This window comes from Dankookia sp. GCM10030260, assembly GCF_042666655.1.
Lineage (GTDB): Bacteria > Pseudomonadota > Alphaproteobacteria > Acetobacterales > Acetobacteraceae > Paracraurococcus.
Window position 1 is genome coordinate 654,797 of the sequence record NZ_JBHTDE010000002.1, and the last position, 26,908, is coordinate 681,704.

Below are 26,908 nucleotides of genomic sequence, written 5' to 3' on the forward strand. Positions count from 1 at the left end.
GCGCCGACGGCCACGGGTCAGAACGACGGCGCCGGTGCCGCGGGGCGGCGCCCTTCGGCTGGCGGTTCGACCCGCCCGGTCGGGCGAAGGGCCCGATCCCGCGTGCGACCGGCGGCACATCCGGCCAAGCCGAGGATGAAGGGCAGGAGGGTCCAGCGGATATGCGGCGGCGCGAAGGCGAAGCGCACCTCGCTCCCGCCGGCCGGCAGGTCGATGGACTGGAACAGGCCATCCACCGGCCGGACCGCGCGGGGCTGGCCGTTCACCGAGGCACTCCATCCGTCATAGGCGAATTCCCGCCGTATCAGCCGCGCCGGCGCATCGCAGTCGGCCGTCAGCATCTCACGCGAGGTGATGCGCAGCCGGCAGGGACCGCCGACAACTTCGAAATACGGCGCGGCATCGGGCAATTCGAAGATGTCGACGACGGGGCCTCGATAGACTGGTGCCGGCGCCGGCCCGGCGGTGGTGGCATAGGCGAGCGAGAGCGTCGGCAGCAGCCCTGCCGCCGGATCGCCCAGCCAGCCGCGCTGGCCGGCGCCGGGAAGCCCGGTGACCGGTGGGCGCCACACCCAGATGGCGGCGGGCCGGGTGGCGCCGTCCTGGAACAAGGCGATGCGCAGCGCCTGATCGACCGCGACGCTCAGCGGCCGTTCGAGCGGGATGCGGGCGGGCAGGTTGTCCGCGAGCTCCGCCAGCCGCCGGCGCCCTTCGACGCAATCGGCGGCGGCACAGAGCCGCAGGACAAGGTCGCCATCCGCCGCACCGTGGAAGGTGCCGACCACGACGTCGACCGCTACCAGATCACCCGCATTCGGCAGCGTGGAAGGCAGCGTGCCGTCCAGCACCCCGCCGAGCGGAATCGGCAGGGCGTCGGCGGGCCGGGCTCCGCCGAAGCGCAATGCCGGCTGCTGTTCGGCCAGCGGATTCTGGCCCGAAAAGGCCAGTACGTAGCGCACGCCGTCGGCCGCATAGGCGGCTTGGCGTCGCTGGAAGGCTTCCAGCCTGGTCTGCCCATCGGCGTCGAACGCCGGCGTGTTCCCGGCAAAGATCGCCGGATGGATCGCGGGATCGAGCTTGTCTTTCACATGCGCAACCCAGGATCGCGGGATCGGCTGGTAGCTGTGGTTGATCGATGCGACCCCATAATGGGCACCATAGTTCGGCGCGAGCGGCGCAAGCGTGTAGAAACGCTGGAGGCCGAGATTGCGCTGCAGGAACGCCACCGCACCCGTATCGAGCGCATGGTTCCGCGTGCCGGCGAGCAAGGGCAGGCCGAACATCACCATCGCATCCAGGACGAGCAGGGCCGCCAGCGGCCGCAGGCCCCGCGCCGGGCCAAGCCGCAGCAGCCAGACCAGCGAGGCCAGCGTCAACGCCGCCCAGCCGAGCGACAGGAGCGGCCAGGGACGGTAGGCGAGGGACACCCGCCACAGCGCGGCGACGATGCCCGAGGCGGCTGCCAGGGCAAGCCCAAGGGCCAGCAGGACAGCCAGAAGGGGCAGGCCGATCGCCTGCCAGCCGAGGCGTCCCTGGCGCTGCCAGGCATCCAGGGCGAAGGCGGCGAGGATGATCGCGGCCATTTCCCAGGATGGCGGCGAATACCGGAAGACCGCCGTCACATCCATCAAGGGGATGCTGCCGACCAGCTGGGTAATTCCCGGCACCATCGCGGTTCGGGCAAGGTGGACCGCGATCCAGCCGGCAAGCAGCAGGCGCAGCGCGCGTTCCCGCCGCGGCGCCAGCAGTCCGACGAGCACGAGGAAGGCCAGCGGCACCCCGACATAGCCGCCCAGCATGCCGCCGATATAGATCAGCAGGCCGGTCGGATCGATGTTCTGGAAATGCGCAACCGGGCCGAAAATGTATGGCAGCAGGTAGGCTGCTAGGCCGGGGCGGAGCAGGCCAATGCGGTTGAAATCGAGGCGGGCGGACTCGTCCGCCACCGCCATGAACTGCGCGAAGGGCAGCAGCAAAGGGGCGGCGACCAGCAGACCGGAAACCCCACCGGCGGCCACCTTGCGCAGGAAGGCGAGCCGCACGCCGGCCGCCTCGGTCGCCCAGCGGACGGTGGCCCAGGCCAGCGCAAGCAGGCCGTTCAGATAGGCGGTTTCCGGGAAGCCGGCATAGAGCGAGTAGCCGATCGCCGCCCCGATCGCCGCCCAGCCGCCGGCACGGCCGGTGCGCGCAGCGTGCAGCGCGTGCTCGAGACCGAGGAGGAACAGCGGTAGGAAGGCGATGGGCGTGATCGGAGCATCGGCGAACCAGGCGAAGGTGCCGTTCACCTGGTAGCAGATCCCGCCCAGCAAGGCGGCGGCGCGGGTCAGGCCGAGCCGGCGGAGCAGCGCATAGGTCGCCAGCCCCGCCAGGACCTGCAGCGCCATCTTTTGCAGGATGAGGCCATCTTCCAGGCTGAGCAGCAGCACGAAGGGCAGGAAGAAGGCGGCCGGCTGCATTTCGGCCACCAGGGGCAGGCCGAGGCCGGAATAGGGGTTCCACCAGGGAATGACGCCGCTCAGCCAGTTCCGGGCAGCGAGCCCGCCGAGCGACTGCATGGTCAGGCCGGCATGCGGATCGAGCCAGCCGGGCAGCCCGGGCAGCAGGCTGTCCTGCGGCCCGACCGAGAGCCCGGAGACATAGTAGCGCGGGTCGGCCGACCAGTCCGTCACCAGAGGAAACAGATTGGCGAGAACCGGGATCAGGACCAACAGGCCGATCGGAATCACCCGCTGCCGGGACGTTTCCATGCCGTACATCTCGCGCCTCCTTCTGGGAGGAGACCGTCAGGACAGCGGGCCACGACCGACTTTGATTCAGTTCAAACCAGCATCGTATGTTGAACGATCGTGATGGCGTTGGGCACATCGCCGGAGGGTGACGACAATGCGCGGTCGATACTGGGCCGCTGGCATACAACCGAGACGGATCCTGTCTGGAGCCCATCGATTTCTGTCGGCGCGAGGGATCGAATCGGCGGCGCACCGGGCCTGCGCGACCGCCCGCATCGGCGCCGGCGGCACGCCCAGAGGCGTGGACGACCCGGCCCATGCCGGTATCCGGCCGAGACCGGCTATCCGCCCGAAGCGCGGCCACCCGGGGCTTGGCGTGGACGGCGAGCAGCCGCCTGCCGTGGGGGCAAGGTCAGTGCATCACGTCGCCGCCGTTGGGCGACAGGGTCGCGCCGACGTAGTACGCCCCGCCGGGTCCGGCCAGCAGCAACGCCGTCGCCGCGATCTCCTCCGGCCGCCCCAGCCGCCCGGCGAGGATCGTCGCCTCCATACTGGCCTTCCATTCCGGCCCGCGCGCCCGCGTCAGGTCGGTCTCGATCGGCCCGGGCGCGATGGCGTTGACCAGCACGCCCATCGCCGTCGCCTCCCAGGCCAGGCTGCGGGTGAAGCCGACGATCGCCGCCTTGGCGGTGCAATAGGGCACGATGTTCGGCCCGCCCTTGAAGGCGAGCTGCGAGGCGATGTTGATGATCCGCCCGGCGCCGCGCGCCACCATGCCCGGGTAGACCGCCTGGGCCATGAAGAACATTCCCTTCACATGGACATCGACGACCCGGTCGTAGGTCTCCTCGGTGATCGTCTCGAAGGCCCCGCGCAGGTTGATGCCGGCATTGTTCACCAGGATGTCGCAGGGGCCGAGCGCGGCTTCCGCGGCGGCGGCGAAGGCCCGCGTCGCGGCCGGGGCGGCGACGTCGGCCTCCATCTGGAAGCCGCGCCGGCCGCGCGCGGTGACGGCCTGGACCAGCGTGGTGGCCTGGGGGCCGTCGCCCAGGTGGCAGATCGCCACGTCGGCCCCGGCCTCGGCGAAGGCCAGCGCGATGGCGCGGCCGATGCCGCGGCTGCCCCCGGTGACGTAGGCGATCTTCCCGTGCAGCGGGCCTTCGGTCATGCCAGCAATCTCCGCATTGTGCCGGCGAAGGATTCGCCGATCTCCAGCCGCGCGACATGGCGCCCGCCCTCGACCACCCGCTTCGCCCCGGCGACGACGGTGCGGATGGGATTGGCCTGGCCGGAAAACACCCAGGCATCCAGCAGGCTATCTCCGGTGCGGCCGACCAGCGAGGGGTGGTCGGCGTCCAATTCCACCAGGTCGCAGCGCAACCCGGGCGCGATCCCGCCCAGCGGCCGGCCGCTGGCCTGGGCGCCGCCGGCCAGCGCCGCATCCAGCAGCCGCCTTCCGGGATGCGGCGCGGCCTCGGTCGTCGCCACGGCGCGCTCGTGCAGCGCCAGGCGCTGGCTGGTCTCCAGCTGCCGCAGCTCGTCGCGCGCCGAGACGCCAACATGGCTGTCGGTGCCGATGCCGAGGCGCCCGCCGGCGTCCAGGTAGTCCCGCAGCGGGAAGGTGCCGTCGCCGAGCGAGGCCTCGGTCGAGGGGCAGAGCCCGGCGACCGCGCCGCTGGCGGCCAGCCCGGCGATCTCCCCGGCATCCATGTGGGTCGCATGGATCAGGCACCAGCGCGCATCCACCGGCGCGTGGTCCAGCAGCCAGCGCACCGGCCGGGCGCCGGTGGCGGCGAGGCATTCCGTCACCTCCTTGCCCTGTTCCGCCGCGTGGATGTGGATCGGGCCGGGCAGGGCGGGCAGGGCGTCCAGCATCGCCGGGGTCACCGCGCGCAGGCTGTGCGGCGCCATGCCGACCGCGCATTGCGGGTCGCCCGCGGTTGCCGCGCGGCACTCGTCCACGATGCGCAGGAAAGGGTCGAGGTCGTTGAGGAAGCGCCTTTGCCCCGGCACCGGATCGCGGCCGAAGATGCCGCCATGGCGGTAGAGGCTGGGCAGCAAGGTGAGCCCGATACCGGTCCGCCGCGCCGCCGCCAGGTGCCGCAGCGCCATCTCGGCGATGCTGTCGTAGGGCGTGCCATCCGGCTGGTGGTGCAAATAGTGGAACTCGGCGAGGCCGGTGAACCCCCATTCCAGCAGCTCGACCTGGAGCTGCGCCGCCACCGCCTCGGCATCCTCTGGCGTCAGCCGGCCGACGAAGCGGTACATGGTGTCGCGCCAGGACCAGAAGCTGTCCTGCCCGGCCGGGCTGCGGCGTTCCGCCCCGCCGGCCATGGCGCGCTGGAAGGCGTGGGAATGGAGGTTGGGCACGCCGGGGACGACCGCGCCGCGCAGGCGGTCGGCGGCGCCCGGCGCGGCGCCCGGGGTGACGGCGGCGATGGTCCCGGCGGCATCGGCCTCGATCAGGACGTCGGCGGCCCAGCCAGTGGGGAGGAGCGCGGCGCGGGCGTGAAACTGCGGCATGGCGAGAGGATGCCCGCGGCGTGGCGGGCAGGAAAGCTTGGGGAGGGAAAAGTATTCCCTCCCCAAACCCCACCGTTCCTTTTTCTGGGCTTGGCACCTGCCGCGCGGCGAGCGCTAGACTCCCAGAAATGGAGGAGGGTTGGACGCATGCGTCCAACGGGAGGATACTTCCTCCCCGGTTTTGCCTTACTCTTCCCCCTCCGCTGGCGCGAAGACCCGCAGCGCCGCCGGGCGCAGCCGGAACGCCGCCGGCGTATGCGTGGTCAGCTCGCCATCGGTGTTCACCGGCCGCGGCTTGCGGGTGCGCAACTCCAGCTCGGTGGTGCGGAAGGCGCGGACGTCCCGCCAGCTGCCATGGGTGCCGCGGCGCAGCCAAGGCAGCAGCGCCACCAGCCGCCACCAATGGGTGACCTCCAGGCTGTAGACATCCAGCAGGCCGTCATCGGGCCGGGCGTCCTCCGACACCGTCATCCCGCCGCCGTAGTGGCGGCCGTTGCCGACCGAGACCTGGATGGTCCTGACCCGCTCCACCCGGCCGTCATGCACCAGCGTCACGGTGAAGGGCCGCGCCCGCCGCAGCAGGCCAAGCGCGGCCACGCCGTAGCCCAGCTTGCCCCAGCGCTTCTTGGCTTCCGCCTTCAGCTCGGATGCGAGTTCGGCGCTGAAGCCGATGCTGGCGACGTTGAAGTAGCAATGCCCGTTGACCTCGCCGAGATCGACCGGCCGCGGCGCCGCGGTGGCGATGACCTGGGCCGCCGCGTCCAGCTCGAACGGGATGCCGAGGCTGCGGGCCAGGTCGTTGGCGGTGCCGAGCGGCAGGATGCCGAAGGGCAGCCCGGCCTTCAGCAGGCCGGGGATGGCGGCGTTCAGCGTCCCGTCGCCGCCGCCGATCACCACCCGGTCGAAGCCGCCGGCGGCCAGCCCGGTGGTGACGGAGTCGGCGCAGGACATGCCGTCCGGCGGATCGAAGGGATGCGCGTCGAGGCCTGCGCCGCGCAGCGCCGCGGCGGCGGCCTCGGCCTGCTCGGCGCCGCTGCGGGCCTTCCGGTTGACGATCAGCAGGGCGCGCCCGGCGGGCGGGGTGTCTGGTGCGATGGTCCCGGCTCCGGCCTGTTGCGGCGTTGCAACCGCCGAGCCTGCCGCGGGTTGCAACGAGATGGACGAGGTCGCGGCGCCGCTATCGAGGTTGTTGCAGCGGATCGGCCGCTTTGCCCTCGGGCAGGGCGCGGCGCTGGCCGCGCTCGCGGTGGTCGCCGCCGGGCTGCTCGGCTTCGCCGCGGTGATGCAGCTGGTGCAGGGCGGCAGCCACCGCTTCGACGAGGCGGTGTTGCTCGCGCTGCGCCGGCCCGACGCGCCGGACCAGCCGATCGGGCCGGCCTGGCTGTCGCTTTCGGCGCGGGAGATCACGGCGCTGGGCAGCATCCCCGTCCTGGCGCTGCTCGGGCTGCTGGCGCTGGGCTACCTGCTGCTGGACCGGCGCTGGCGGGCGGCGCTGCTGCTGCTGGTGTCGTTGCCGGGTGGGCTGCTGCTGAACAGCGCCCTCAAGCAGGGGTTCGATAGGCCACGCCCGGCGCTGGTGGCGCGGTTGATGGAGGTGCAGACCGCCTCCTTCCCCTCCGGCCATGCCATGCTCTCGGCGATCGGCTTCCTGACGCTGGGCGCGCTGCTGGCCAGCGGCGTGCGGCTGCGGCGGCACCGGGCCTATGTCCTCGGCGCGGCGGTGGCCTTGACCCTGCTGGTGGGGGCCAGCCGGGTCTGGCTCGGCGTGCACTGGCCGACCGACGTGCTGGCCGGCTGGTGCCTCGGCGCCGCCTGGGCGATGGGCTGCTGGCTGGTCCTGCGCGACTGGCGCCGTGGAAGCTGACTGACTCCGGGGCCGCGCCGTGGCTATCCTGCCGGCATGACCGACCGTTTCCGCAACGCGCCCGCCATCCGCGCCCCCCGGGGCCTGGAGAAGTCCGCCCGGCATTGGACGACGGAGGCGCCGCTCCGGATGCTGATGAACAACCTCGACGACGAGGTGGCGGAGAAGCCAGGCGAATTGGTGGTCTATGGCGGCATCGGCCGCGCCGCCCGCGACTGGGCCAGCTACGAGACCATCGTCGCGACGCTGCGGCGGCTGGAGGAGACCCAGACCCTGCTGGTGCAGTCCGGCAAGCCGGTCGGCGTCTTCGAGACCCACCCGGACGCGCCGCGGGTGCTGATCGCCAATTCCAACCTGGTGCCGCGCTGGGCGAGCTGGGAGCATTTCTCCGAGCTCGATCGGAAGGGGTTGATGATGTACGGCCAGATGACCGCGGGGTCCTGGATCTACATCGGCTCCCAGGGGATCGTGCAGGGCACCTACGAGACCTTCGCCGAGTGCGGGCGGCAGCATTTCGGCGGCGACCTGGCGGGGCGCTGGATCCTGACCGGCGGGCTGGGCGGCATGGGCGGGGCGCAGCCGCTGGCCGGGGTCTTCGCCGGCGCCTGCGTGCTGGCGGTGGAATGCCAGCCGTCCAGCATCGAGAAGCGGCTGGAGACGCGCTACCTCGACCACAAGACCGACGACCTCGACACCGCCCTTGGCATGATCCGCGCAGCCTGTGCCGAGAGGCGCGCCATCAGCGTCGGCCTGCTGGGCAATGCGGCGGAGGTCTTCCCCGAGCTCATCCGCCGCGGCGTCGTCCCCGACATCGTCACCGACCAGACCAGCGCGCATGACCCGGCCAACGGCTACCTGCCCGCCGGCTGGACGCTGTCCGAATGGGCGGCGAAGCGGGAGAGCGACCCGGCCGCGGTCGCCGCCGCGGCGAAGCGCAGCATGGTGGCGCAGGTCCAGGCGATGCTGGATTTCCAGGACCGCGGCGCGAAGGTGCTCGATTACGGCAACAACATCCGGCAGATGGCCAAGGAGGCAGGGCTGGCCGATGCCTTCGGCTTCCCCGGCTTCGTCCCGGCCTATATCCGCCCGCTGTTTTGCCGCGGCGTCGGCCCCTTCCGCTGGGCGGCGCTGTCCGGCGACCCGGAGGACATCTACCGCACCGATGCCCGCGTGCGGGAGCTGATCCCCGATGACGCCCACCTGCACCGCTGGCTCGACATGGCCCGGGCGCGGATCGCCTTCCAGGGATTGCCGGCGCGGATCTGCTGGGTCGGGCTCGGGGTGCGCGACAGGCTCGGCCTCGCCTTCAACGAGATGGTGGCGCAGGGCGAGATCGGCCCCATCGTCATCGGCCGCGACCACCTGGATTCCGGCAGCGTCGCCTCGCCGAACCGGGAGACGGAAGCGATGCGCGACGGCTCGGATGCCGTCTCCGACTGGCCGCTGCTGAATGCGCTGCTGAACACGGCCTCGGGCGCCACCTGGGTCTCGCTGCACCATGGCGGCGGGGTCGGTATGGGGTTCAGCCAGCATGCCGGCATGGTCATCGTCGCCGATGGGACCGAGGACGCGGCACGCCGCCTCAAGCGGGTATTGTGGAACGATCCGGCGACCGGCGTCATGCGCCACGCCGATGCGGGGTATGGGACGGCGATCGACTGCGCGCGGGAGCATGGGCTCGACTTGCCCATGTTGAAGGCATGATCACCCCCGGCAGCGCCGGCCTCTCCGCGCTGCGCGCCGTCATGGAAGGCGCGCCGCTGGCCTTGCCCGGGGACTGGCGTGCGCCGGTCGAGGCCTCGGCCGCGGCGCTCGCCGCGCGGATGGCGGGCGGCGAGGCGCTCTATGGCGTCAACACCGGCTTCGGCAAGCTGGCCAGCACCCGCATCCCGGATGCCCGGCTGGCGCAGCTCCAGCTCAACCTGGTCCGCAGCCATGCCGCCGGCACCGGGCCGCTGCTGCCGGGCCCCGTGGTCCGGCTGGTGCTGGCCCTGAAGGCGCTGTCGCTGGCGCGCGGCGCTTCCGGCGTGCGGCCCGTGGTGATCGAGGCGCTGCTGGCGCTGCTCGAGGCCGGGGCGACACCTGCCATCCCGGCGCGCGGCTCGGTCGGCGCCTCGGGCGACCTGGCGCCGCTGGCGCATCTCTCGCTGGTGCTGATCGGGGAGGGCGAGGCCTTCATCGGGGAGGACGTGATGCCCGGCGCCGGGGCGCTGGAGCGCGCCGGCATCGTGCCGCTGGTGCTCGGCCCGAAGGAGGGGCTGGCGCTGCTGAACGGCACCCAGGTCAGCACCGCGCTCGCCCTGGCCGCGCTGTTCGGCGCGGAGGACCTGCTGCGCACCGCCCTCCTCGCCGGGGCGATGAGCGTCGATGCCGCCCGCGGCAGCGACACCCCCTTCGATGCCCGCATCCACGCGCTGCGCGGCCAGCCCGGCCAGATCCGCGCCGCCGCGGCCCTGCGCGGCCTGCTCGCCGGCAGCGACATCCGCGACAGCCACCGGTTCGGCGACCCGCGGGTGCAGGATCCCTATTCCCTGCGCTGCCAGCCGCAGGTCGCCGGCGCCTGCCTCGACCTGATGGCGCATGCCGCCCAGGTGCTGGAACGCGAGGCCAATGCCGTCACCGACAATCCGCTGGTGATCGACGGCGATATCCTCTCGGGCGGCAATTTCCACGCCGAGCCGGTCGCCTTCGCCGCCGACGCGCTGGCCCTGGCACTGGCCGAACTCGGCGCCATCAGCGAACGCCGCATCGCCCTGCTGGTCGACCCGGCGCTGTCCGGCCTGCCGGCCTTCCTGGTGCGCGACGGCGGGCTGAATTCCGGCTTCATGCTGGCCCAGGTCACCGCCGCCGCCCTGGTGGCCGAGAACCGCGCCCTGGCGACGCCGCGCAGCGTGGACAGCCTGCCGACCAGCGCCAACCAGGAGGACCATGTCAGCATGGCCACCGGCGCCGCGCTGCGGCTGCACGACATGGCGGACAACCTGGCGGCGATCCTGGCGATCGAATTGCTGGCCGCCGCCCAGGGCCTCGAATTCCACCGACCCCTGCAATCCTCCACGGCCATCGAGCAGGCGCACGGGCTGGTGCGCGGCGTCGCCGGTCCCTGGGACACCGACCGCGTCATGGCGCCCGACATCGCCGCGGTGAAGGCGCTGGTCGAGCACGGCCGCTTCGCCGGCCTGGTGGATGTCGCCTGATGTTCGACCGCGTCTGGCTCAACGCCAACCTCGCCACCATGCAGGGCGAGGGGCTCGGCATCGTCGAGGATGGCGCCGTCGCCGCGACCGCCGGCCGCATCGCCTGGGTCGGCCCCCGCGCCGCGCTGCCCGGCCCGGCGCGGGAGACGGTGGATTGCGCCGGTGCCTGGATTCTTCCCGGGCTGATCGACTGCCACACCCACCTGGTCTTCGGCGGCGATCGCGCCGACGAGTTCGAGCGGCGCCTGGCCGGCGAGGACTATGCCGCGATCCTCAAGGCGGGCGGCGGCATCCTGTCCACCGTCCGGGCCACCCGCGCCGCGAGCGAGGACGCCCTGCTCGCCGCCGCCCTGCCGCGCGCCCGCACCCTGATGGCGGAAGGCGTCACCACGCTGGAGGTGAAGTCGGGCTACGGGCTCGACACCGCGGCCGAGCTGCGCCAGCTCCGCGTCGCCCGCCGGCTCGGCGCCGAGCTGCCGCTCTCGGTCGTCACCACCTTGCTCGCCGCGCATGCGGTGCCGCCGGAATTCGCCGGCCGCCGCGCCGACTACGCCCGGCTGGTGGCGGCGGAGACGGTGCCCGCCGCCATCGGCCTGGCGGATGCGGTGGACGTCTTCCACGACACCCTGGCATTCAACGACGAGGAAGCCGGCTGGGTGCTCGACGCCGCCCGCCGCCATGGCTTGCCCGCGAAGCTGCATGGCGACCAGCATGCCGATGCCGGCAGCGCCATGCTCGGCGCCCGGCACGGCGTGCTCTCGGTCGACCACCTGGAGCGCGCCAATGCCGCCGGCTTGGCCGCCATGGGCGCGGCCGGCACCGTCGCCGTGCTGCTGCCCGGCGCCTGCTACTTCCTGCGGGAGACCGCGCGGCCCGACATCGCCGCCATGCGCGCCGCCGGCGTCCGGATGGCGGTCGGCACCGACTTCAACCCCGGTTCCTCTCCCGCGCTTTCCCTGCTGCTGATGCTGAACATGGCCTGCACCCTGTTCCGCCTGACCGTCGCCGAATCGCTCCGCGGCGTGACGGTGAACGCCGCGGCGGCGCTGGGCCTGGCGGATCGTGGCCGGCTGGCGCCCGGCCGGCGCTGCGACCTGGCGCTGTACCGGATCGCCCGCCCGGCCGAGCTCTGCTACTGGGTCGGCGGCAATCCCTGCATCGGCCGCGTGGTCGAAGGACACTGATGACGACACCGACCACGGCCGAGATCCAGGCCATCATGCGGCGCGGCGTGCCGCTCGCCGCCGCGTGGGAGATCGAGGTGCTGGCGGCCGAATCCGGCACCGCATTGGTCCGCCTGCCGGCCAGGCCGGTGCTGCTGCGGCCCGGCAACACCGTCTCGGGCCCCGCCCTGATGGGGTTGGCCGACGTGGCGATGTGGGCGGCGCTGCTGTCCACCACCGAGGGGCGCGACGACAGCGTCACCAGCACCATGACGGTCAATTTCCTCCGCCCCGCCGGCAGCGGCGCCGTGCTGGCCGAGGCCCGGCTGGTGAAGCGGGGCCGCCGCCAGGTCTTCGGCGAGATCATTCTTCGCGCCGAGGGCTCGGACGAGATCGCCACCCATATCACGACCACCTGGACCGTGATCGCGCCGGCGCGCGGCTGACCGCGGCGATGCCCGGCTGCAACGCGACCGCCGGGCAATCCCCGGCGCCCCGCCGCCGAACCGTACCGGCGGCGCTGCGTTGCGGCCCGGCAACGCCGGGACCCTCCGCATGCGCCTCGCCGCCACCGCCCTCGTCCTAGCCCTGCTGACCGGCAGCGTCCGCGCCGCCGTCTTCGACGAGTTCCAGATTTTCGACGGCCGCATCGCCGAGCCGGGTGGCGTCGACCTCAACCTCCACCTCAATGCTGGCCGGCACGGCATCCGCGACGGGCAGGGGGCCCCGCGCAACGGTCTGCTGCTGACCACCGAGATCGGCTACGCCACCACCCCCTGGCACGAGGTCGCGGTCTATTTCCCAGTCGCCCGGGAATTCTCCGGCGACCTGTTCGGCGGCGGCTTCAAGCTGCGCAACAGCTTCGTCACCCCGGGGGCGGGCGACCGGCCGCTCGCGGCCGGGCTGGACATCGAGTTGCGGCGGCAATCCTTTCGCTTCTCCTCGGCCGATTGGGCGCTGACCCTGCGGCCGATCCTCGACCTGCGGACCGGGCCCTGGCAACTCATCCTCAACCCCGGGGTGGAGTTCCCGCTGGGCCGGGCCGGGCCGGTCTTCGCCCCGGCCATCCGCGGGGTGCGCCGGGTGGCCGAGACGGTCTGGCTAGGGCTCGAGCACTACATGGATTTCGGCCGGATCGACCGGCCCGAGGCGCCGCGCGGCCAGGCGCACCAGCTTTTCCTCACCACCGATATCCGGCTGGCCGAGAAACTGGCGGTGCAGTTCGGCGTCGGCCACGGGCTGACCCACGCGAGCGATCGCTGGGCCGGGAAATTCATGCTTCTGGTCGATTTCTGAACAGACCATGACCGGAGTCGCGCATCAAAATTCAGAACCGCGAAGGCTTCGAGAACGCGCTCGCGGGTCTGGCATATGTTTCATCACGAAATATTGTGGTCGAGCCGCTCCCGCTAAGGTGTTGCGAACTCCCGGTTAGCTCATCAAAGCGACTGTCGGCGCTCGCGACCCGCTTGCAGCGCCGCATCATCTCTGGACTTCTGCCTGGCATGGCCCAGGCAAAACGCATCCCCGACCTGGCCGCGCGTCGCGGCTACCACCACGGCAACCTGCGGGAGGCGTTGCTCGAAGGCGCCCGACAACTCGTTGCGGAACGTGGGCCGCAGGGCTTCACCCTGAGCGAGGCGGCACGGCGGGCCGGGGTCTCGCCCAGCGCTCCCTACCGCCACTTCAAGGACCGTGAGGAGGTGCTGGCGGAGCTCGGCCGGCGCGGCTTCGCGCTGTTCGCCCAGCGGCTGCAGGCCGCCGCCGGCGGGGCGCGGGACGCGGCCGAGGCGCTGCGCCGCATGGGCCCTGCCTACCTGGCCTTCGCCCGCGAGGAGCCTGGCTACTATGCCGCGATGTTCAGCTTCCAGCCGGAGGAGATGGCCGGCGAGCCGGAGAAGGGCAGCCCCTTCGAGGCGCTGACCGGCACGATCGGTGCGCTGCTGCCGGGCGGGGCGGGGCTTGCCGGGCGCAACCCGCGGCTGGTGGCCATGCAGGTCTGGGCGCTGTCGCACGGCGTGGCGATGCTGGAGCGGGTCGGGATGCCGGCGCCCGAGAGCGGCGCACCGCCGGCCGAGGCAGTGCTGGAGAAGGGCGTCACCGCGCTGCTCGGCCGCATGTGACGGAGGGCAGTCGGCTGCGGCCCATGCTGACGGCCATATTCGATGACCGCCGACATGACTCCCTGAGCTCCCAGGCGGCGGGCGGCCGCATCGTGGCCTTGGCTCGCCGCGCGCGGCGGGCGCCATCCGGCGCCCCGGCGGGCTTCGCCCACCCCAGGTCAGGCAATGCGGGCGTCGGTATCAGTCGAGGCTGGCGCCGGAGCGCCGGACGATCGCCGCCCAGCGGGCGATGTCGGCCTCGTGCACCCGGCGGAAGGCCTCGGGCGAGGGGTCGGCCGGCGGGGTGATGCCCTGGGTCTGCACCAGCCAGGCCTGGAAGTCCGGCGTGGCGAGAATCTTCGCCACCTCGGCCTGCATCCGCTGCTGGATGGCGGGCGGCAGGCCGGGCGGACCGAACAGGCCGTACCAGGTGCTGCTCTCGAAGCCTGGCAGGGCGCAGGCCTCGGCCACCGTCGCCACCCCCGGCAGGGCGGCGACCGGCCGCGGCACCGTCACGCCGAGCGCCAGCGCCTGGCCTTGCGTGACCGGCCCGATGGAGGGGCCGACCTGGTTGAAGAACAGGTCCACGTCGCCGCTGAGCAGCGCCTGGATCGCCCCCGGCTGGCCGCGATAGGGCACATGGGTCAGCGACAGCCCGGCGGCGGCGGCGAATTGCGCCGCGGCCAGGTGGGTGGAGGCGCCGTTGCCGGTCGAGGCATAGTTCAGCGCCCCCGGCCGGGCGCGGGCGGCCGCCAGCAGGTCGGCGCAGGTCCGGTATTGCGGGCGCTTGTCCGGGTTGACCAGCAGCACGTTCGGCACGTCGCCCAGCAGGGCGATGTGGCTGACATCCTTCAGCGGATCGAAGGGCAGGGACTTGTAGAGCGTCGCGTTGATCGCATGCGTCCCGGCGGTGCCGATCAGGAAGAGATATCCGTCGGGCCTGGCCTTGGCCACCGCCTCGGAGGCGATGTTGCCGCCGGCGCCGGTGCGGTTGTCCACCACCACCGGCTGACCGAGGGCGCGGCCCAGCGGTTCGGCCAACTTGCGGGCATAGATGTCGGTGCCGGCGCCGTTCGGAAAGCCGCCGAGGATGGTGACGGGGCGGTTGGGCCAGGCCTCCTGCGCCGCGGCCGGCAGGGCCAGCAGCAAGGCGAGCATCGTGGTCGCGCGGCGGAGCATCCCGGATCCCTTCCCGTTTCGCTGGCCAACCTAGCGGGTTAGGTTCGGCGGATGAACCGGCAAGACACCCCCGCGCCGCGCATCGCCCGCGGCGGCAAGGCGATCTATGGCGCCCCCTTGGGCATCCTGATGCTGGAAGCCCGCTTCCCGCGCATCCCCGGCGACATGGGCAATGCCGGCACCTGGCCCTTCCCGGTGCTGTACCGCGTGGTGCGCGGCGCCAGCCCGGACCGCGTGGTCCTGCAGGGGGCGCGCGGCCTGCTGCCGGATTTCATCGCCGCGGCGCAGGACCTGGTCGCGCAAGGCGCCGAGGCCATCACCACCAACTGCGGCTTCCTGGCGCTGTTCCAGCGGGAGCTCGCCGCGGCGGTCGGGGTGCCGGTCGCCACCTCCTCGCTGCTGCAGGTGCCCTGGGTCCAGGCGACCCTGCCGGCGGGTCGGCGGGTCGGCGTGCTCACGGTCAGCAAGGGCTCGCTGACCCCCGCGCACCTCGCCGCCGCCGGCGTGCCGGCGGATACGCCGATCATGGGCACCGAGGGCGGGCGGGAGTTCTTCCGCGTGCTGATCAAGGCCGAGGCGATCGACATGGACGTGGCGCTGGCCGAACAGGACATCCTGGAGGCCGGCCGTGCGCTGGTCGCGGCGCATCCCGGGATCGGCGCCATCGTGCTGGAATGCACCAACATGCCGCCCTATGCGGCGGCGCTGCAGGCGGCGCTCGGCCTGCCGGTCTTCGACGTCTATTCCATGATCACCTGGTTTCATGCGGGCCTGCGGCCCCGGCGCTTCGCGGAATAGCGAAGCGGGAGGGCAGCAGCGGCATGACCGAAACCTGCGGCGGCTCGGCCGCCGGCGGGCCGGCCGGGGCGACGCCGCAGGACGGGCGCAGCGCGCCGCAATCCCAGCGATGACCCGGCGGCCGGCCGGTCAGCATCCCGCCCGGCTCCCAGCGGCATTCGCAGAGCTTCTCGCCGAAGCAGGCGACGATACCCTCCCGCGCCGGGGCGCATTTCGGCGGCTCCTCCGCCCGGGCGGGGAGGACGAGGAGCAGGAGGAGTGGCAGCAGGCGCATGGGCGAAGCCTGCGCCGGCCGGGCTGAACGAAGCCTTCACGCCGCGTCCCGCGCGGCCCTATTTCTCCAGCAGCACCTCCACCCGCCGGTTCTGCAGTCGCCCGTCCGGGTTGTCGCGGCCGTTCAGGCTGTTCGGCGCCAAGGGCTCGCGCTCACCCCGGCCCTCGGCCTCGAGCCGCGGCAGGGCGGCGCCGCCCTGGCTGGCGAGCCAGGCCTGCACTGCCTCCGCCCGGCGCTGGGAGAGCGCATCATTCTGCGAATCGGCCCCGACCGAATCGGTATGCCCGACCACCAGCGCCGCGCTTGGCCGGCGCTGGCGGAGGATCTCCGCCACCCGGCCGAGCGCCTCGGCTGCCGTGGGCTTGAGGTCGGCCCGGTCGAACTCAAAGAGCAGGTCGCTCGACACGGTCAGGATCATGCCGCGCGGCGTCTGCCGCTCCGCCACCGGCAGGATGGCCTCGGCCCGGGCGGGGACCGGGGCGATGAGCGGCAAGGCGAGGCTCAGGGCAAGCACCCGGCGGATAGCGAGGCAGGGCATCGGGGGAACCTCCTTGGTCGGACTCCCCGCCGTAACGCACCGCCTCCCGGATCGGTGCGGCGCGTCGCCCGGGCGTGAGCCAGATCAAATCGGGGCTTCCTCGCTTCGACTAAATGCCGCAATGCAGCATCACAGTGCCAGGACCAGACAGCCGATGAATTCCTCCCCCCTGCAGGCCCCGCGGACCAAGGTGAAGGTCACTGCCATCCCCGGCGACGGCATCGGGCCCGAGGTGATGCGGGCCACCCAGACGGTGCTGGCCGCCGCCGGCGCCCAGGTGGAGTGGGAGGACGCCCTGGCCGGCGCCGAGGCCTTCAGGCGCGGCATCGCCGCCGGCGCGACGCGGGAAACGCTGGACAGCATCGCCCGCAACGGCGTGGCTTTGAAGGGGCCACTGGAGACCCCGGTCGGCTTCGGCGACAAGTCGGCCAACGTGACCTTGCGCAAGACCTTCGAGATGTACGGCAACATCCGCCCGGTACGCGAATTGCCGGGGATCCGCACGCCCTTCTCCGGCCGGGGGATCGACTTCGTCGTGGTCCGCGAGAATGTCGAGGACGTCTATGCCGGCATCGAGCACATGCAGACGCCCGGCGTCGCGCAGTGCCTGAAGATCATCACCGAGGTCGGCTGCGAGCGCATCGTCCGGCTGGCCGCGGCGGTGGCCGAGGCCGAGGGGCGGAAGAAGGTCACGGTCGCCACCAAGGCCAACATCATGAAGCTGACGGAGGGCATGCTGAAGCGTGCCGCCGAGCAGGTGATGCCGGAATTCCCGCACCTCCAGCACGAGCACATGATCGTCGACAACTGCGCCCACCAGATGGTCATCCGGCCGGAGCAGTTCGACGTCGCGGTGATGACCAACATGAACGGCGACATCCTGTCGGACCTCGCGGCCGGGCTGGTCGGTGGCCTCGGCGTCGCGCCCTCGGCCAATCTTGGCGACGAGGCGGCGATGTTCGAGGCGGTGCACGGCTCCGCCCCGCAGATCGCCGGCAAGGGCGTGGCCAATCCGACCGCGCTGCTGCTGTCGTCCCTGATGATGCTGCGGCATATCGGCGACTTCGCCACCGCGCGGCGGATCGAGCATGCGCTGTACGTGACGCTGGAGGAGGGCAAGGATCTCACCGGCGACATCGCCCGGGACGGGGAGGGGGCGCCGACCGCGGCCTATGTCGACCGCATCATCGCCAACCTGGACCGCGAGAGCACGCTGGTGCCGGAGCGCGAATACCGCCCGATCGGCATGAAGCGCTGGCCGCAGATCACCTGGTACCGCGCGGCGTCCACGCGCGAGCTGGTCGGGGTCGACGTCTTCGTCGAGAGCGAGCGTGACCCGCGGGCGATTTCCATCACCCTGCAGGCGGCGGCCGAGCACAGCGCCTTCGACCTGACGATGATCTCCTCCCGCGGGGCGCAGGTCTGGCCGGACATCGGCGGCCATACCTTCCTGGTCGACCATTTCCGCGCCCGCTTCATGTTCAAGAAGGCGCCGAACGGCAACGGCGTGGCGGAGATCACCGACCTGCTGCAGCGCATCGGCCGGCAGCACAACTGGATGCACCTGGAGAAGCTGCAGCGCTTCGACGGAGCGGACGCCTACAGCAAGGCATGACCAAGCGGGCGGCGCGCCGGGCGCACTGCCCGGCGCCGCCGCTCAATCGGGTTCGCGCTCGACCACCGCTAGGGTGTCCGGGTTCAGCTTCAGGTCGTATTCGCGGCCATCCGCGGCGCGGGCGTCGTCGATCTCCCAGACGCCGTGCTCGAACTCGATGTCGTCCCACCGCACGTAGCCGAGGCCGCGCAAGGCCGTCTCGATGCGCGCCCGCTCCTCGGCGGTGGGCGGCCGTCCGGCCCAGGCCGGCGGGGCGGCGAGAAGCGGCACGGCCGCCGCTGTGGCGAAGATCAGGCCCGTGAGGAAACTGAACGACCTTGGCATGGCGAGGAGACCTGTCCAGGAGTTTCGGGCGGGCACGGGTGCCCGTCCCGGAAACGCCCGGCCCGCCCGCCGGATGCAGCGGCCGTGGCGATCAGGCCTTGACCAGCGCGCAGCCGCCCTCGCTCAGCGGCCGGAAGGCCTGCTCCGCCGCCACCGTCCCCGCCAGCGTATAGACGTCGCCTGGGTACTTGTTCTCGCCCGGCTTCTTCACCTGCAGCAGGTAGCTCGGGTGGATCTTCCGCCCGTCCTCGCGGATCAGCCCCTTTCCGAAGGCGTCGTCGTCGGTCGGCATGCGCTTCATCTGCGCCACGACCTCCCGGCCCGACGCCTTGGCGCGTGCCACGCCGAGCGCCTTCACCGCCTTCAGGTAATGGGTGATGCCGGCGTAATTCCCGGCATGCACGTAGTTCGGGAAGACGCCGGCCGGCAGCTTCTGCTGCACCCGCTTGGTGAAGCCCCGCGTGCGGTCGTCGAGGTCCCACCAGAAGGTCTCGGCGATGTACATCCCTTGCATCGTCTCGAGCCCCGCGGCGATCACCCCGGTGATCGAGCCGATGATGGCGGCGTATTTCATCCCCGATCGGCCGAGGCCGAATTCCTGCGCCTGCTTGACGCAATTCACCAGGTCGTCGCCGGCCATCGCCAGGCCGAGCACCTTGGCCTTCGAGGCCTGCGCCTGCAGCAGGAAGGCGGAGAAATCCGTGGTCTGCGGGAAGGGGTAGCGCGCGGCGCCGACCACCTTGCCGCCGGCGGCCTCGACGAAGCGGGTGGTGTCGCGCTCGATCGCATGGCCGAAGGCGTAGTCGGCGGTGATGAAGTACCAGGTGCCGTTGCCCGCCCTGGTCAGCGCCGTGCCGGTGGTGTTGGACAGGCACCAGGTGTCGTAGGTCCAGTGGATGGTGTTGGGCGTGCAGGATTTCGCCGTCAGCTCCGAGGTGCCGGCCGAGGCGTTCATGTGCACCCGGTCCTTCTCGACGCAGACCGGGTTGATGCCGAGCGCGATGGCGCTGTTGCCGACATCGGTGACCACGTCGACGCCGCGCTGGTCGAACCACTGGCGCACGGTGTTGATGCCGACGTCCGGCTTGTTCTGGTGATCGGCGGCGATGATCTCGACCTTGATGTCGCGGTTCTGCGCGGTGAATTCCTCCACCGCCTGGCGGACGCAGGCGACCGAGGTTGGACCGGTCACGTCGCGATAGGGGCCGGAGAGGTCGGTCAGCACGCCGATGCGGATGGTATCGGCCGGCTGGGCCGAAGCGTTGCCGAAGGCGAAGGTGGCGGCGGTCGCACCAAGGGCGGCGCGGCGGGTCAGCAGCATGAACGGACTCCCCTGCGGCGGCGCTGATCGGCCGCTCTGCCGGCGGAGCCTAGCAGGCAAGCCGCGCTTGGCGAACCATCTCGGCACTGTCGTCATCGCCTGGAAATTAGTCGATGTGGCGTATATAAGGGCTGTTGCGTTGTAGTAAGTTCAGTATTGCCTGCGATCGAACCAGATCATAGCCTCTCCATGCTGCCTTCCGGAGAGCCCGCCGATGCCCGCATCCCTGTCCCGCCGTGCCGTGCTCGGCGGCCTCGCCGCCACGGCGGCGCTGCCCTTCGACCTTGCCCTGGCCCAGGGGACGCCCACCACCACCCTCCGCGTCGGCATGACGGCCGCCGCCGTGCCGCTGTCGAACGGCGTGCCGGACCAGGGGGCGGAGGGCCACCGCTTCATGGGCATCACGCTCTACGACCAGCTCGCCGGCTGGGACCTGACGACCTTCGACAAGCCGGTCGGCATCCGCCCCGGCCTGGCCACATCCTGGAAGGTCGACCCGGCCAATCCGAAGCGCTGGATCATCGCCATCCGCGAGGGGGTGAAGTTCCACGACGGCAAGCTGCTGACCGCCGAGGACGTCGCCTCCTCCTACGACCGGACGCTGAAGAACGACGCGCCGCACTACGACCCGCGCGCCGCGGCGCAGGCCCGCATCCGTATGCCAACCGTGGTCGCCTGGCGCGCCGAAGGGCCAGGCACCTTCATCCTCGAGACCAACCGGGTGGACAGCCTGGTGCCCTATGGCCTGACCTGGATCGGCATCACCCACCAGGGCGCCTGGGAGGCGGCGGGGAAGAGCTGGGACAATTACATGCTGAAGCCGGTCGGCACCGGGCCTTGGAAATGCGAGGCCTTCAGTGTCCGCGAGCGCGCCATCCTGGCCCGCAACCCCGACCACTGGGACGCGACCCGCATCCCCAAGGTCGGCAAGGTCATCCTGCTGCCGCTGCCGGAAGCCAATACCCGCGTCGCCGCGCTGCGCTCCGGCCAGGTCGACTTCATCGAGGCGCCGCCGCCGGATGCCATCCCCTCGCTCAAGGCAGCCGGCTTCCAGGTGGTGACCAACACCTATCCGCACAATTGGACCTGGCACCTGTCCATGATCGAGGGCTCGCCCTGGCGTGACCTGCGCATCCGCCAGGCGGCCAACCTGGCGGTGGACCGCGGCGGCATGGAGACCATGCTGGGCGGCATCATGGCGCCGGGCGCCGGCCTCGTGCCGCCGAAACACCCTTGGTACGGCATGCCGAAGGACCCGATCCGCTTCGACCCAGAGGCGGCGCGGAAGCTGATGGCGGCGGCCGGCTTCACCCCGCGCAACCCGCTGAAGACCAAGGTGGCGATCTCGCCCAGCGGGTCAGGCCAGATGCAGCCGCTGCCGATGAACGAGGCGGTGCAGCAGAACCTGAAGGAGGTCGGCATCGACGTGTCCTTCGAGGTCATCGAATGGAACGCCTTGCTCGGCATCTGGCGGGAGGGGGCGAAGTCGCCGTCCAACCGCGGCGTGACCGCGCTCAATATCTCCTATGCCGCGCTCGAGCCCTTCACCGCGATGATCCGCTTCCTGAAGTCGGACCTGACCCCGCCGCTGGCCAATAATTGGGGCTATTTCTCGGACGCCGACTACGACGCGCTGATGGGCCGCATCTACGAGACCTTCGAGCCTGGCCCGCAGGACAGGCTGATGCAGGAACTGCATGCGAAGATCGTCGACGACCGGCTTTTCTTGTTCATCGCGCACGACCTCAATCCCCGAGCGATGAGCCGGCAGGTGAAGGGATTCGTGCAGGCCCAGAGCTGGTTCCAGGAACTGACCCCGATCAGCCTGGGCTGAGCGGCCTCAAGGATCCGTGTTCCCGCGGGCCGCTGCAACGGCCCGCGATTTGCTGTTCCTCCTGCCAGAGGCGGCGGAGGAATGAGGATCGTGGTGCATACCGGCTTCGGACGGCGCGGCCTGCTGGGCGGCGTGGGCGGCATCCTGGCGGCGGCGGCGCTGCCCTGGGACTTGGCTCTTGCGCAAGGGGCGGGCACCTTGCGCGTCGGCATGACGGCGGCGGCGGTGCCGTTGACCAACGGCGTCCCCGACCAGGGTGCCGAGGGCCACCGCTTCATGGGCGTCACCCTCTATGACCAGCTGATCCACTGGGACCTGTCCAAGGCCGATGCGCCGGCGGTGCTGAAGCCCGGCCTGGCGACCGCATGGAAGGTCGACCCGGCCAATCCGAAGCGCTGGATCTTCACCCTGCGCGACGGGGTGAAGTTCCACGATGGCAAGCCGCTCACCGCGCAGGACGTCGTCTTCTCCTTCGACCGGGTGCTGAAGGCCGACGCGCCGCATTTCGACCAGCGCGCCGCCGCCTTCGGCCGGGTCCGCATCCCCACCATCTCCGCCTGGGAGGCGGTGGACGAGCGGACCTTCGCGCTTGAGACCCGCACCGTCGACAGCACGGTGCCCTACGGCGTCAGCTGGATCGGCATCGTCCAGCAGGGCGCCTGGGAAGCGGCGGGGAAGAACTGGGACAACTACCTGCCGAAGGCGGTCGGCACCGGCCCGTGGAAGCTGGAGGCTTTCTCGATCCGCGAGCGCGCCGTCCTCGCCCGCAACCCGGACTACTGGGACGCCGCCCGCATCCCGAAATGCGAGAAGCTGGTGCTGATCCCGTTGCCGGAGCCGAACACGCGGGTCGCCGCGATCCGCTCCAACCAGGTCGACTGGATCGAGGCGCCGCCGGCGGATGCGGTGCCCAGCCTGAAGCAGGCCGGCTTCAATATTGTGACCAACCAGTACCCGCACAATTGGACCTGGCAGCTGGCGACCGCCGAGGGCTCGCCCTGGCGCGACAGTCGCATCCGCCGCGGCGCCAACCTGGCGATCGACCGCGCGGCGATGAAGGGGATGCTGGGCGGGCTGATGGAGGAAGGGGCAGGGATGCTGCCGCTCGGCAGCACCTGGAACGATGTGCCGAAGTTCAAATGGACCTACGACCCGGCTACGGCGAAGAAGCTCCTGGCCGATGCCGGCGTCACGCCCCGCACACCGCTCCGCACGAAGATCGGCATCAGTGTCTCAGGATCCGGCCAGATGCAGCCGATGGCGATGAACGAGGCCATCCAGCAGATGCTGAAGGAGGTCGGCATCGAGATCGAGTTCGAGGTCTTCGAGTGGAACACCCTGCTGACCATCTGGCGCGACGGCTGGAAGGCGCCGTCGAACCGCGGCATCACGGGCATCAACATCAGTTTCACCGCGATCGACCCCTTCACCGCGATGATCCGCTTTCTCCGGACGGACCTGACGCCGCCGGCGGGGAACAATTGGGGTGGCTTTTCCAGCCCCGACTACGACGCGCTGATTGCGAAGATCCTGTCGGAATTCGACCAGGCGGCGCAGGACAAGCTGGTCTCCGACCTGCATGCCAAGATCGTCGACGATGCGCTGTTCCTCTTCGTCGCGCATGACCTCAACCCCCGCGCGATGCACCGGAAGGTGCAGGGCTTCGTCCAGGCGCGGTCCTGGTTCCAGGACCTCACGCCGGTGCGCGTCACCGGCTAGGCCTTCGCCTCAGCGGTCCGGCACCCAGACCTCCAGGGTGCCGGGTCCGGGGGACGGTTCGTAGCCGCGGAAATCCTGGATTGCCCAGCCGCGGCCGAGCCGCCCGGCCAGCCGCGCGGCAGCGGCGGCGTCCTCGGCATAGAAATAGCGGACCACCCGCTGCGACGGCACGGCGGCCACCGGACGGATGTCCGGCACTTCGAACCCGCCGTCCCGCAGGCTGGCCACCAGCGCCGCAGCGGCCTCTGCCCCGACGGGCGAGCCGGCGCGGTGGTGCACGAAGACGCGGGGCTGGCCGCCAGGGGCCGGACCCGGCCGGGAAATGGCGGGCGGCGGGGCGGCGACCGGCGGCAGAGGCGCCACCTCCCGTCGCAGCGCCGGACTGGCCTCGCGCAGGGTCGCCTCACGTTCGCGCTGGGCCGTTGCCAGGTCGCGCTGCAAGGCCGCCAGTTGGGCCTCGGCCGCCGCACGGGCGCGGGCCAAGCCGTCGAGCCGCGCCTGCTGCTCCGCCTCGGCAGCGATCCGCGCCCGGGTCAGGCCGTCCAGCCGCGCCTGTTCCTGCTCTGCCGCGCGACGCAGCGCGGCGAGTTGGGCTTCAAGGCTCCGGGCATCGGGGGCAGCCGCGTCAGGGGCAGGGAGCAGGACCGGCGGTGGGGCAGGCGCCACCGCGACCTGCGGCTCAGGATCCGGGGTCGGCGGCGGCCGCAGCCCCAGCCCAACCACGATCCCGCCCAGCACCGCAGCCAGGCACAGCACCAGCGCAAGCGAGACTGTCCGCACCGACCAGCGCCGCTGCGGCCGCAGCAAGGGGGGGGAGGGACCGCGCTTCGCCGATACCTCGGCCCATCGGCTGGGCCGGGCCACGCCCGGCCCCCGCCTTAATGGGTCTCGGCCGTGACCTCGTCCTCCGTGACCGGGATGCCGACCACCGCCGCCTGGCTCTGCGCCGCCAGGGCCCGGGCCATCTGGCTCAGCGCTTCCTGGTGCTTCTCATTGTCGATCATCGCAAAGTTCCGCGCGAGTTCCAGGCACATGCGCTGCCGCGGGGAGATCTCGTTCTGCTCGGAATCCGCCGTCAGCCCTTCGAAGAACCAGGAGACGCCAACGCCCAGCACCTGGGCGATCTCGAACAGCCGGCCGGCCGAGATGCGGTTCAGGCCGCGCTCGTACTTGTGTGCCTGCTGGTAGGTGACGCCGATCATCCGCGCGAGTTGTTGCTGCGACAGGCCCATCATCACCCGGCGTTCGCGGATGCGGGAACCGACATGGCGATCAGCGGCATTTGCCCGCTGCCCCGGCTTCGCCCCGTCCTTGGCTGTGTCGGGCCGCTTTGCTTCGGCCGTCGTCGTCGTCTGCACCATCGCCGTGCCCTTTGCCGTGGAAAATCTCATCCAACGGAATGCCGCGGCTTGGTTCGCGTTCCACCACGGCGCGTGACGAACGCGTGATGGAAGCGAAAGGATGGAAACTCACGCCTAGCGCGAGGAACCCTTGTCGGTTCGGGTTGCTTCGGCCAGCTGATGGCGCAGCGATTCGACCTCCGCCTTCAGCGATTCCATGGTCGGCGGCGTCTCCGGCGGGCGGAACGGCGCGAACAGGCTCATGGCGCGTTCCAGCATGACCATGTTCTGCTTGCCGACCTCCTCAAGTCCCGGGATGCCGCCGAAGGGCATGAAGCCGCCCATCGCCTGCTCGACCGACCGGCGCATCTGTTCCTGCTGGCGGGCGAAACCGGCCATTGCAAATTCCAGGTAGCGCGGGAGCACGCTCTGCAGGCTGTCGCCGTAGAAGCCGATCAACTGGCGCAGGAAGCTCTCCGGCAGCAGGCTGCGCCCCTTCGATTCTTCCTCGACGATGATCTGGGTAAGCACCGAGCGGGTGATGTCCTCTCCCGACTTGGCATCGAAGACGATGAAGTCGCGGCCCGCCCGGACCATGTTGGCGAGGTCCTCCAGGGTGACGTAGCTGGAGGATTCCGTATTATATAGGCGACGATTGGCGTATTTCTTGACCACTACGGGTTGCAGGGGAGCTTCGCTCGTGGTTTCGGCACGGGCGGCGTTCTCGGCCATGGCGTCTCCAGTCCTTCGTATATCGGGGCGCAGGGCGCCGGCAGGCGGGGGTGTTGCGGCCAGACTAGCACGCGCATCCCACCCCTGCGTTAGAGGGAATTCCGCACCGCACCAAGACCCGGACCGGGACCGTTGCGCGGCTGTTGAACGGGGATCGCCGATGCGGCAGGCAGGAGAGGCAGGTGACCGGGTCCAGGGACGAGGCAGGCGAAACGGATCGGAACAGCGCCAACCTGGACGACCTGGCGGATGCCTGGATCGCGCTGTGGCAGGTCGAGCTGACCGCGCTCGCCGCCGACCCGGCGGTGGTCGCGGCCTGGCAGCAGGCCATCGGCCTCGGCACGAACTTGTGGCGCCCGGTGCGGGCCGGGGCGCCGGATGAGCAGCCAGCCGCCGCCGCGCCGCGGTCCGCAGCCGCTGGCCCTGCATCTCACCCTGGCCCTGGCGACCCGCTGGGCAGCGCGGCTGCCGCCTGGCTGCGTGCCCGGGTCGACGAACTGGAACGCCGCCTCGCCGCCCTCGAGCGCGGGGCGGCAGGAAGCCGCACGGATCGCCGCAAGCCTCGCCGCCGCCGGCCACCCGGCTGAGGCCTTCGCCGCCGCGGTCGAGCGGCGGCTGGTGGCGCGCGAGGCGGCGCTGCTGCGCGGCATCCTGGCCTATCGCCGCCACCCGTTCCGCCGCGCCATGCCCGAGCCGCCGGTGGTCTGGGCCGAGGGCGCCAGCCGGCTGCTCGACCATGGCGGGCCGGCAGCGGCACCCGCGGTGCTGGTGGTGCCGTCGCTGATAAACCGCGCCGCGGTGCTGGACCTGCTGCCCGGCAGCTCGATGCTGCGTCATCTGGCGGCAGCGGGGGTGCGGCCGCTGCTGCTTGACTGGGGCACGCCCGGGGCGCTGGAGCGCAACTTCAGCCTGACCGACTATGTCGCCGGGCGGCTGGACCGCGCTTTGGCGGCGGCGGTTGGCCTTGCCGGCGGGCCGGTGGTGCTGGCCGGTTACTGCATGGGCGGGCTGCTCGGCCTTGCCATGGCGCTGCGCCGGCCGGACCGGCTGCGCGGCCTCGCTTTGCTGGCGACGCCCTGGGATTTCTGGGCGGCCGGGGCCGCCCGTGCGCGCAGCCTCGGCGCCGCGCTGGCGGTGCTGGAGCCGCTGCTGGCGGCGACCGGGACGCTGCCGGCGCAGGCGCTGCAGGCGCTGTTCGCCGCGCAGGACCCGGCCGGGATCGCCGAGAAGTACCGCGCCTTCGGCCGGCTCGACCCGGATGGCGCCCCGGCCCGCCGCTTCGTGGCGCTCGAGGACTGGCTGGACGACGGCGTCGCGCTGGCCGCGCCGGTGGCGCGGGAGGCGCTGGGCGGCTGGTACGGCGCCAACAGCGCGGCGCGCGGCGCCTGGCGCATCGCCGGCGAGGTGGTGGCGCCGCGCCGCCTGGCGCTGCCGGCCTTCCTCGCCATCCCGGCGCGCGACCGCATCGTCCCGCCCGGCTCGGCCCTGGCGCTGGCCGCCCACCTGCCGCACGCCCTTGTCCACCATCCGGCGGCCGGCCATGTCGGCATGGTCGCCGGCGGCGGGGCGGAGACGCAGCTTTGGCGCCCCCTGCTGACCTGGATCAAGGCGCTGCCCGGCGCCGCGGGCTTGTAGGAGGCCACGGCGCCGGTCCAC

At 71.6% G+C, this 26,908-nt stretch carries 25 protein-coding genes; 13 read left to right on the top strand and 12 right to left on the bottom strand.

The annotated features are described in order from the left end of the window. Positions 1–17: 17 nt before the first annotated feature. From ACFQS7_RS09590 to ACFQS7_RS09605, 4 genes are all read right to left on the bottom strand, one after another. Positions 18–2,756: a hypothetical protein gene (locus ACFQS7_RS09590; protein ID WP_380066818.1), complete on the bottom strand. Its 2,739-nt coding sequence runs from the start codon at positions 2,754–2,756 to the stop codon at positions 18–20. 385 nt (positions 2,757–3,141) lie between these two features. Continuing rightward, positions 3,142–3,897 carry an SDR family oxidoreductase gene (locus ACFQS7_RS09595; protein WP_380066819.1) on the bottom strand — a complete coding sequence of 252 codons (756 nt, stop codon included), beginning with the start codon at positions 3,895–3,897 and terminating at the stop codon, positions 3,142–3,144. Further along, positions 3,894–5,252 (bottom strand): formimidoylglutamate deiminase, encoded by a 1,359-nt coding sequence (locus tag ACFQS7_RS09600; RefSeq protein WP_380066820.1) that lies wholly within the window; start codon positions 5,250–5,252, stop codon positions 3,894–3,896. The genes ACFQS7_RS09595 and ACFQS7_RS09600 overlap by 4 nt, the downstream gene beginning before the upstream one ends. A 186-nt stretch (positions 5,253–5,438) precedes the next feature. After that, positions 5,439–6,404, bottom strand: a complete 966-nt coding sequence (locus ACFQS7_RS09605) for a lipid kinase (protein WP_380066821.1) — start codon at positions 6,402–6,404, stop codon at positions 5,439–5,441. Between the two features lie 4 nt (positions 6,405–6,408). On the opposite strand from ACFQS7_RS09605, the gene ACFQS7_RS09610 reads away from it, so the two are divergent. The 7 genes from ACFQS7_RS09610 (at position 6,409) to ACFQS7_RS09640 (ending at position 13,599) form a co-directional block, all read left to right on the top strand. Beyond that, positions 6,409–7,116 (top strand): phosphatase PAP2 family protein, encoded by a 708-nt coding sequence (locus tag ACFQS7_RS09610; RefSeq protein ID WP_380066822.1) that lies wholly within the window; start codon positions 6,409–6,411, stop codon positions 7,114–7,116. A 36-nt stretch (positions 7,117–7,152) separates the two neighbouring features. After that, entirely contained in the window at positions 7,153–8,820 is a 1,668-nt protein-coding gene (gene hutU, locus ACFQS7_RS09615) for a urocanate hydratase (RefSeq protein WP_380066823.1), read from the top strand. Next, positions 8,817–10,313, top strand: a complete 1,497-nt coding sequence (gene hutH / locus ACFQS7_RS09620) for a histidine ammonia-lyase (protein WP_380066824.1) — start codon at positions 8,817–8,819, stop codon at positions 10,311–10,313. The genes hutU and hutH overlap by 4 nt, the downstream gene beginning before the upstream one ends. Beyond that, on the top strand, positions 10,313–11,497 hold the full coding sequence (gene hutI, locus ACFQS7_RS09625; RefSeq protein WP_380066825.1) for an imidazolonepropionase: 1,185 nt from the start codon (positions 10,313–10,315) through the stop codon (positions 11,495–11,497). Before hutH ends, hutI begins: the two co-directional genes overlap by 1 nt. After that, complete coding sequence (locus tag ACFQS7_RS09630) at positions 11,497–11,922, top strand: PaaI family thioesterase (protein WP_380066826.1); 426 nt, start codon at positions 11,497–11,499, stop codon at positions 11,920–11,922. The genes hutI and ACFQS7_RS09630 overlap by 1 nt, the downstream gene beginning before the upstream one ends. 109 nt (positions 11,923–12,031) lie before the next feature. Beyond that, complete coding sequence (locus ACFQS7_RS09635) at positions 12,032–12,772, top strand: hypothetical protein (protein WP_380066827.1); 741 nt, start codon at positions 12,032–12,034, stop codon at positions 12,770–12,772. Between the two features lie 209 nt (positions 12,773–12,981). Continuing rightward, positions 12,982–13,599, top strand: coding sequence for a TetR/AcrR family transcriptional regulator (locus ACFQS7_RS09640; RefSeq protein WP_380066828.1), 618 nt, complete (start codon positions 12,982–12,984; stop codon positions 13,597–13,599). Positions 13,600–13,779: 180 nt separating this feature from the next. On the opposite strand, the gene ACFQS7_RS09645 is transcribed toward ACFQS7_RS09640, so the two are convergent. Beyond that, positions 13,780–14,757, bottom strand: a complete 978-nt coding sequence (locus ACFQS7_RS09645; RefSeq protein WP_380066829.1) for a Bug family tripartite tricarboxylate transporter substrate binding protein — start codon at positions 14,755–14,757, stop codon at positions 13,780–13,782. Between the two features lie 51 nt (positions 14,758–14,808). On the opposite strand from ACFQS7_RS09645, the gene ACFQS7_RS09650 reads away from it, so the two are divergent. Further along, on the top strand, positions 14,809–15,555 hold the full coding sequence (locus ACFQS7_RS09650) for an aspartate/glutamate racemase family protein (RefSeq protein WP_380066830.1): 747 nt from the start codon (positions 14,809–14,811) through the stop codon (positions 15,553–15,555). Here the strand turns inward: ACFQS7_RS09650 and ACFQS7_RS09655 are convergent. Both ACFQS7_RS09655 and ACFQS7_RS09660 read right to left on the bottom strand, forming a co-directional pair. Continuing rightward, complete coding sequence (locus ACFQS7_RS09655) at positions 15,509–15,829, bottom strand: hypothetical protein (RefSeq protein ID WP_380066831.1); 321 nt, start codon at positions 15,827–15,829, stop codon at positions 15,509–15,511. The two genes, ACFQS7_RS09650 and ACFQS7_RS09655, sit on opposite strands and share 47 nt — an antisense overlap. A gap of 58 nt (positions 15,830–15,887) precedes the next feature. Further along, positions 15,888–16,367, bottom strand: coding sequence for an OmpA family protein (locus tag ACFQS7_RS09660; protein WP_380066832.1), 480 nt, complete (start codon positions 16,365–16,367; stop codon positions 15,888–15,890). Between the two features lie 154 nt (positions 16,368–16,521). Between ACFQS7_RS09660 and ACFQS7_RS09665 the strand changes: the two genes are divergently transcribed. After that, positions 16,522–17,982 carry an NADP-dependent isocitrate dehydrogenase gene (locus ACFQS7_RS09665; protein ID WP_380066833.1) on the top strand — a complete coding sequence of 487 codons (1,461 nt, stop codon included), beginning with the start codon at positions 16,522–16,524 and terminating at the stop codon, positions 17,980–17,982. Positions 17,983–18,024: 42 nt separating this feature from the next. Here the strand turns inward: ACFQS7_RS09665 and ACFQS7_RS09670 are convergent, their stop codons facing one another. Together ACFQS7_RS09670 and ACFQS7_RS09675 are read right to left on the bottom strand one after the other, a co-directional pair. Next, positions 18,025–18,306, bottom strand: coding sequence for a PepSY domain-containing protein (locus tag ACFQS7_RS09670; protein ID WP_380066834.1), 282 nt, complete (start codon positions 18,304–18,306; stop codon positions 18,025–18,027). A 91-nt stretch (positions 18,307–18,397) separates the two neighbouring features. Beyond that, complete coding sequence (locus ACFQS7_RS09675; RefSeq protein ID WP_380066835.1) at positions 18,398–19,627, bottom strand: ABC transporter substrate-binding protein; 1,230 nt, start codon at positions 19,625–19,627, stop codon at positions 18,398–18,400. Between the two features lie 214 nt (positions 19,628–19,841). Here ACFQS7_RS09675 and ACFQS7_RS09680 point away from each other — a divergent pair, with 214 nt between their 5' ends. Then, on the top strand, positions 19,842–21,461 hold the full coding sequence (locus ACFQS7_RS09680) for an ABC transporter substrate-binding protein (protein ID WP_380066836.1): 1,620 nt from the start codon (positions 19,842–19,844) through the stop codon (positions 21,459–21,461). Positions 21,462–21,542: 81 nt separating this feature from the next. After that, on the top strand, positions 21,543–23,180 hold the full coding sequence (locus ACFQS7_RS09685) for an ABC transporter substrate-binding protein (RefSeq protein ID WP_380066837.1): 1,638 nt from the start codon (positions 21,543–21,545) through the stop codon (positions 23,178–23,180). 9 nt (positions 23,181–23,189) lie between these two features. On the opposite strand, the gene ACFQS7_RS09690 is transcribed toward ACFQS7_RS09685, so the two are convergent. The 3 genes from ACFQS7_RS09690 to phaR all read right to left on the bottom strand — a co-directional run bounded on the left by ACFQS7_RS09690 (position 23,190) and on the right by phaR (position 25,252). Further along, complete coding sequence (locus ACFQS7_RS09690) at positions 23,190–24,044, bottom strand: hypothetical protein (RefSeq protein WP_380066838.1); 855 nt, start codon at positions 24,042–24,044, stop codon at positions 23,190–23,192. Between the two features lie 14 nt (positions 24,045–24,058). Next, on the bottom strand, positions 24,059–24,541 hold the full coding sequence (locus ACFQS7_RS09695) for a helix-turn-helix domain-containing protein (protein ID WP_380067239.1): 483 nt from the start codon (positions 24,539–24,541) through the stop codon (positions 24,059–24,061). A gap of 114 nt (positions 24,542–24,655) precedes the next feature. Then, positions 24,656–25,252 (bottom strand): polyhydroxyalkanoate synthesis repressor PhaR, encoded by a 597-nt coding sequence (gene phaR, locus ACFQS7_RS09700; protein WP_380066839.1) that lies wholly within the window; start codon positions 25,250–25,252, stop codon positions 24,656–24,658. Between the two features lie 182 nt (positions 25,253–25,434). Between phaR and ACFQS7_RS09705 the strand changes: the two genes are divergently transcribed. Beyond that, the gene (locus ACFQS7_RS09705) at positions 25,435–25,839 is read left to right on the top strand and encodes a hypothetical protein (protein ID WP_380066840.1); all 405 of its coding nucleotides are present in this window, start codon (positions 25,435–25,437) and stop codon (positions 25,837–25,839) included. Next, positions 25,733–26,887, top strand: coding sequence for an alpha/beta fold hydrolase (locus ACFQS7_RS09710; protein ID WP_380066841.1), 1,155 nt, complete (start codon positions 25,733–25,735; stop codon positions 26,885–26,887). Before ACFQS7_RS09705 ends, ACFQS7_RS09710 begins: the two co-directional genes overlap by 107 nt. Positions 26,888–26,908 lie beyond the last annotated feature (21 nt).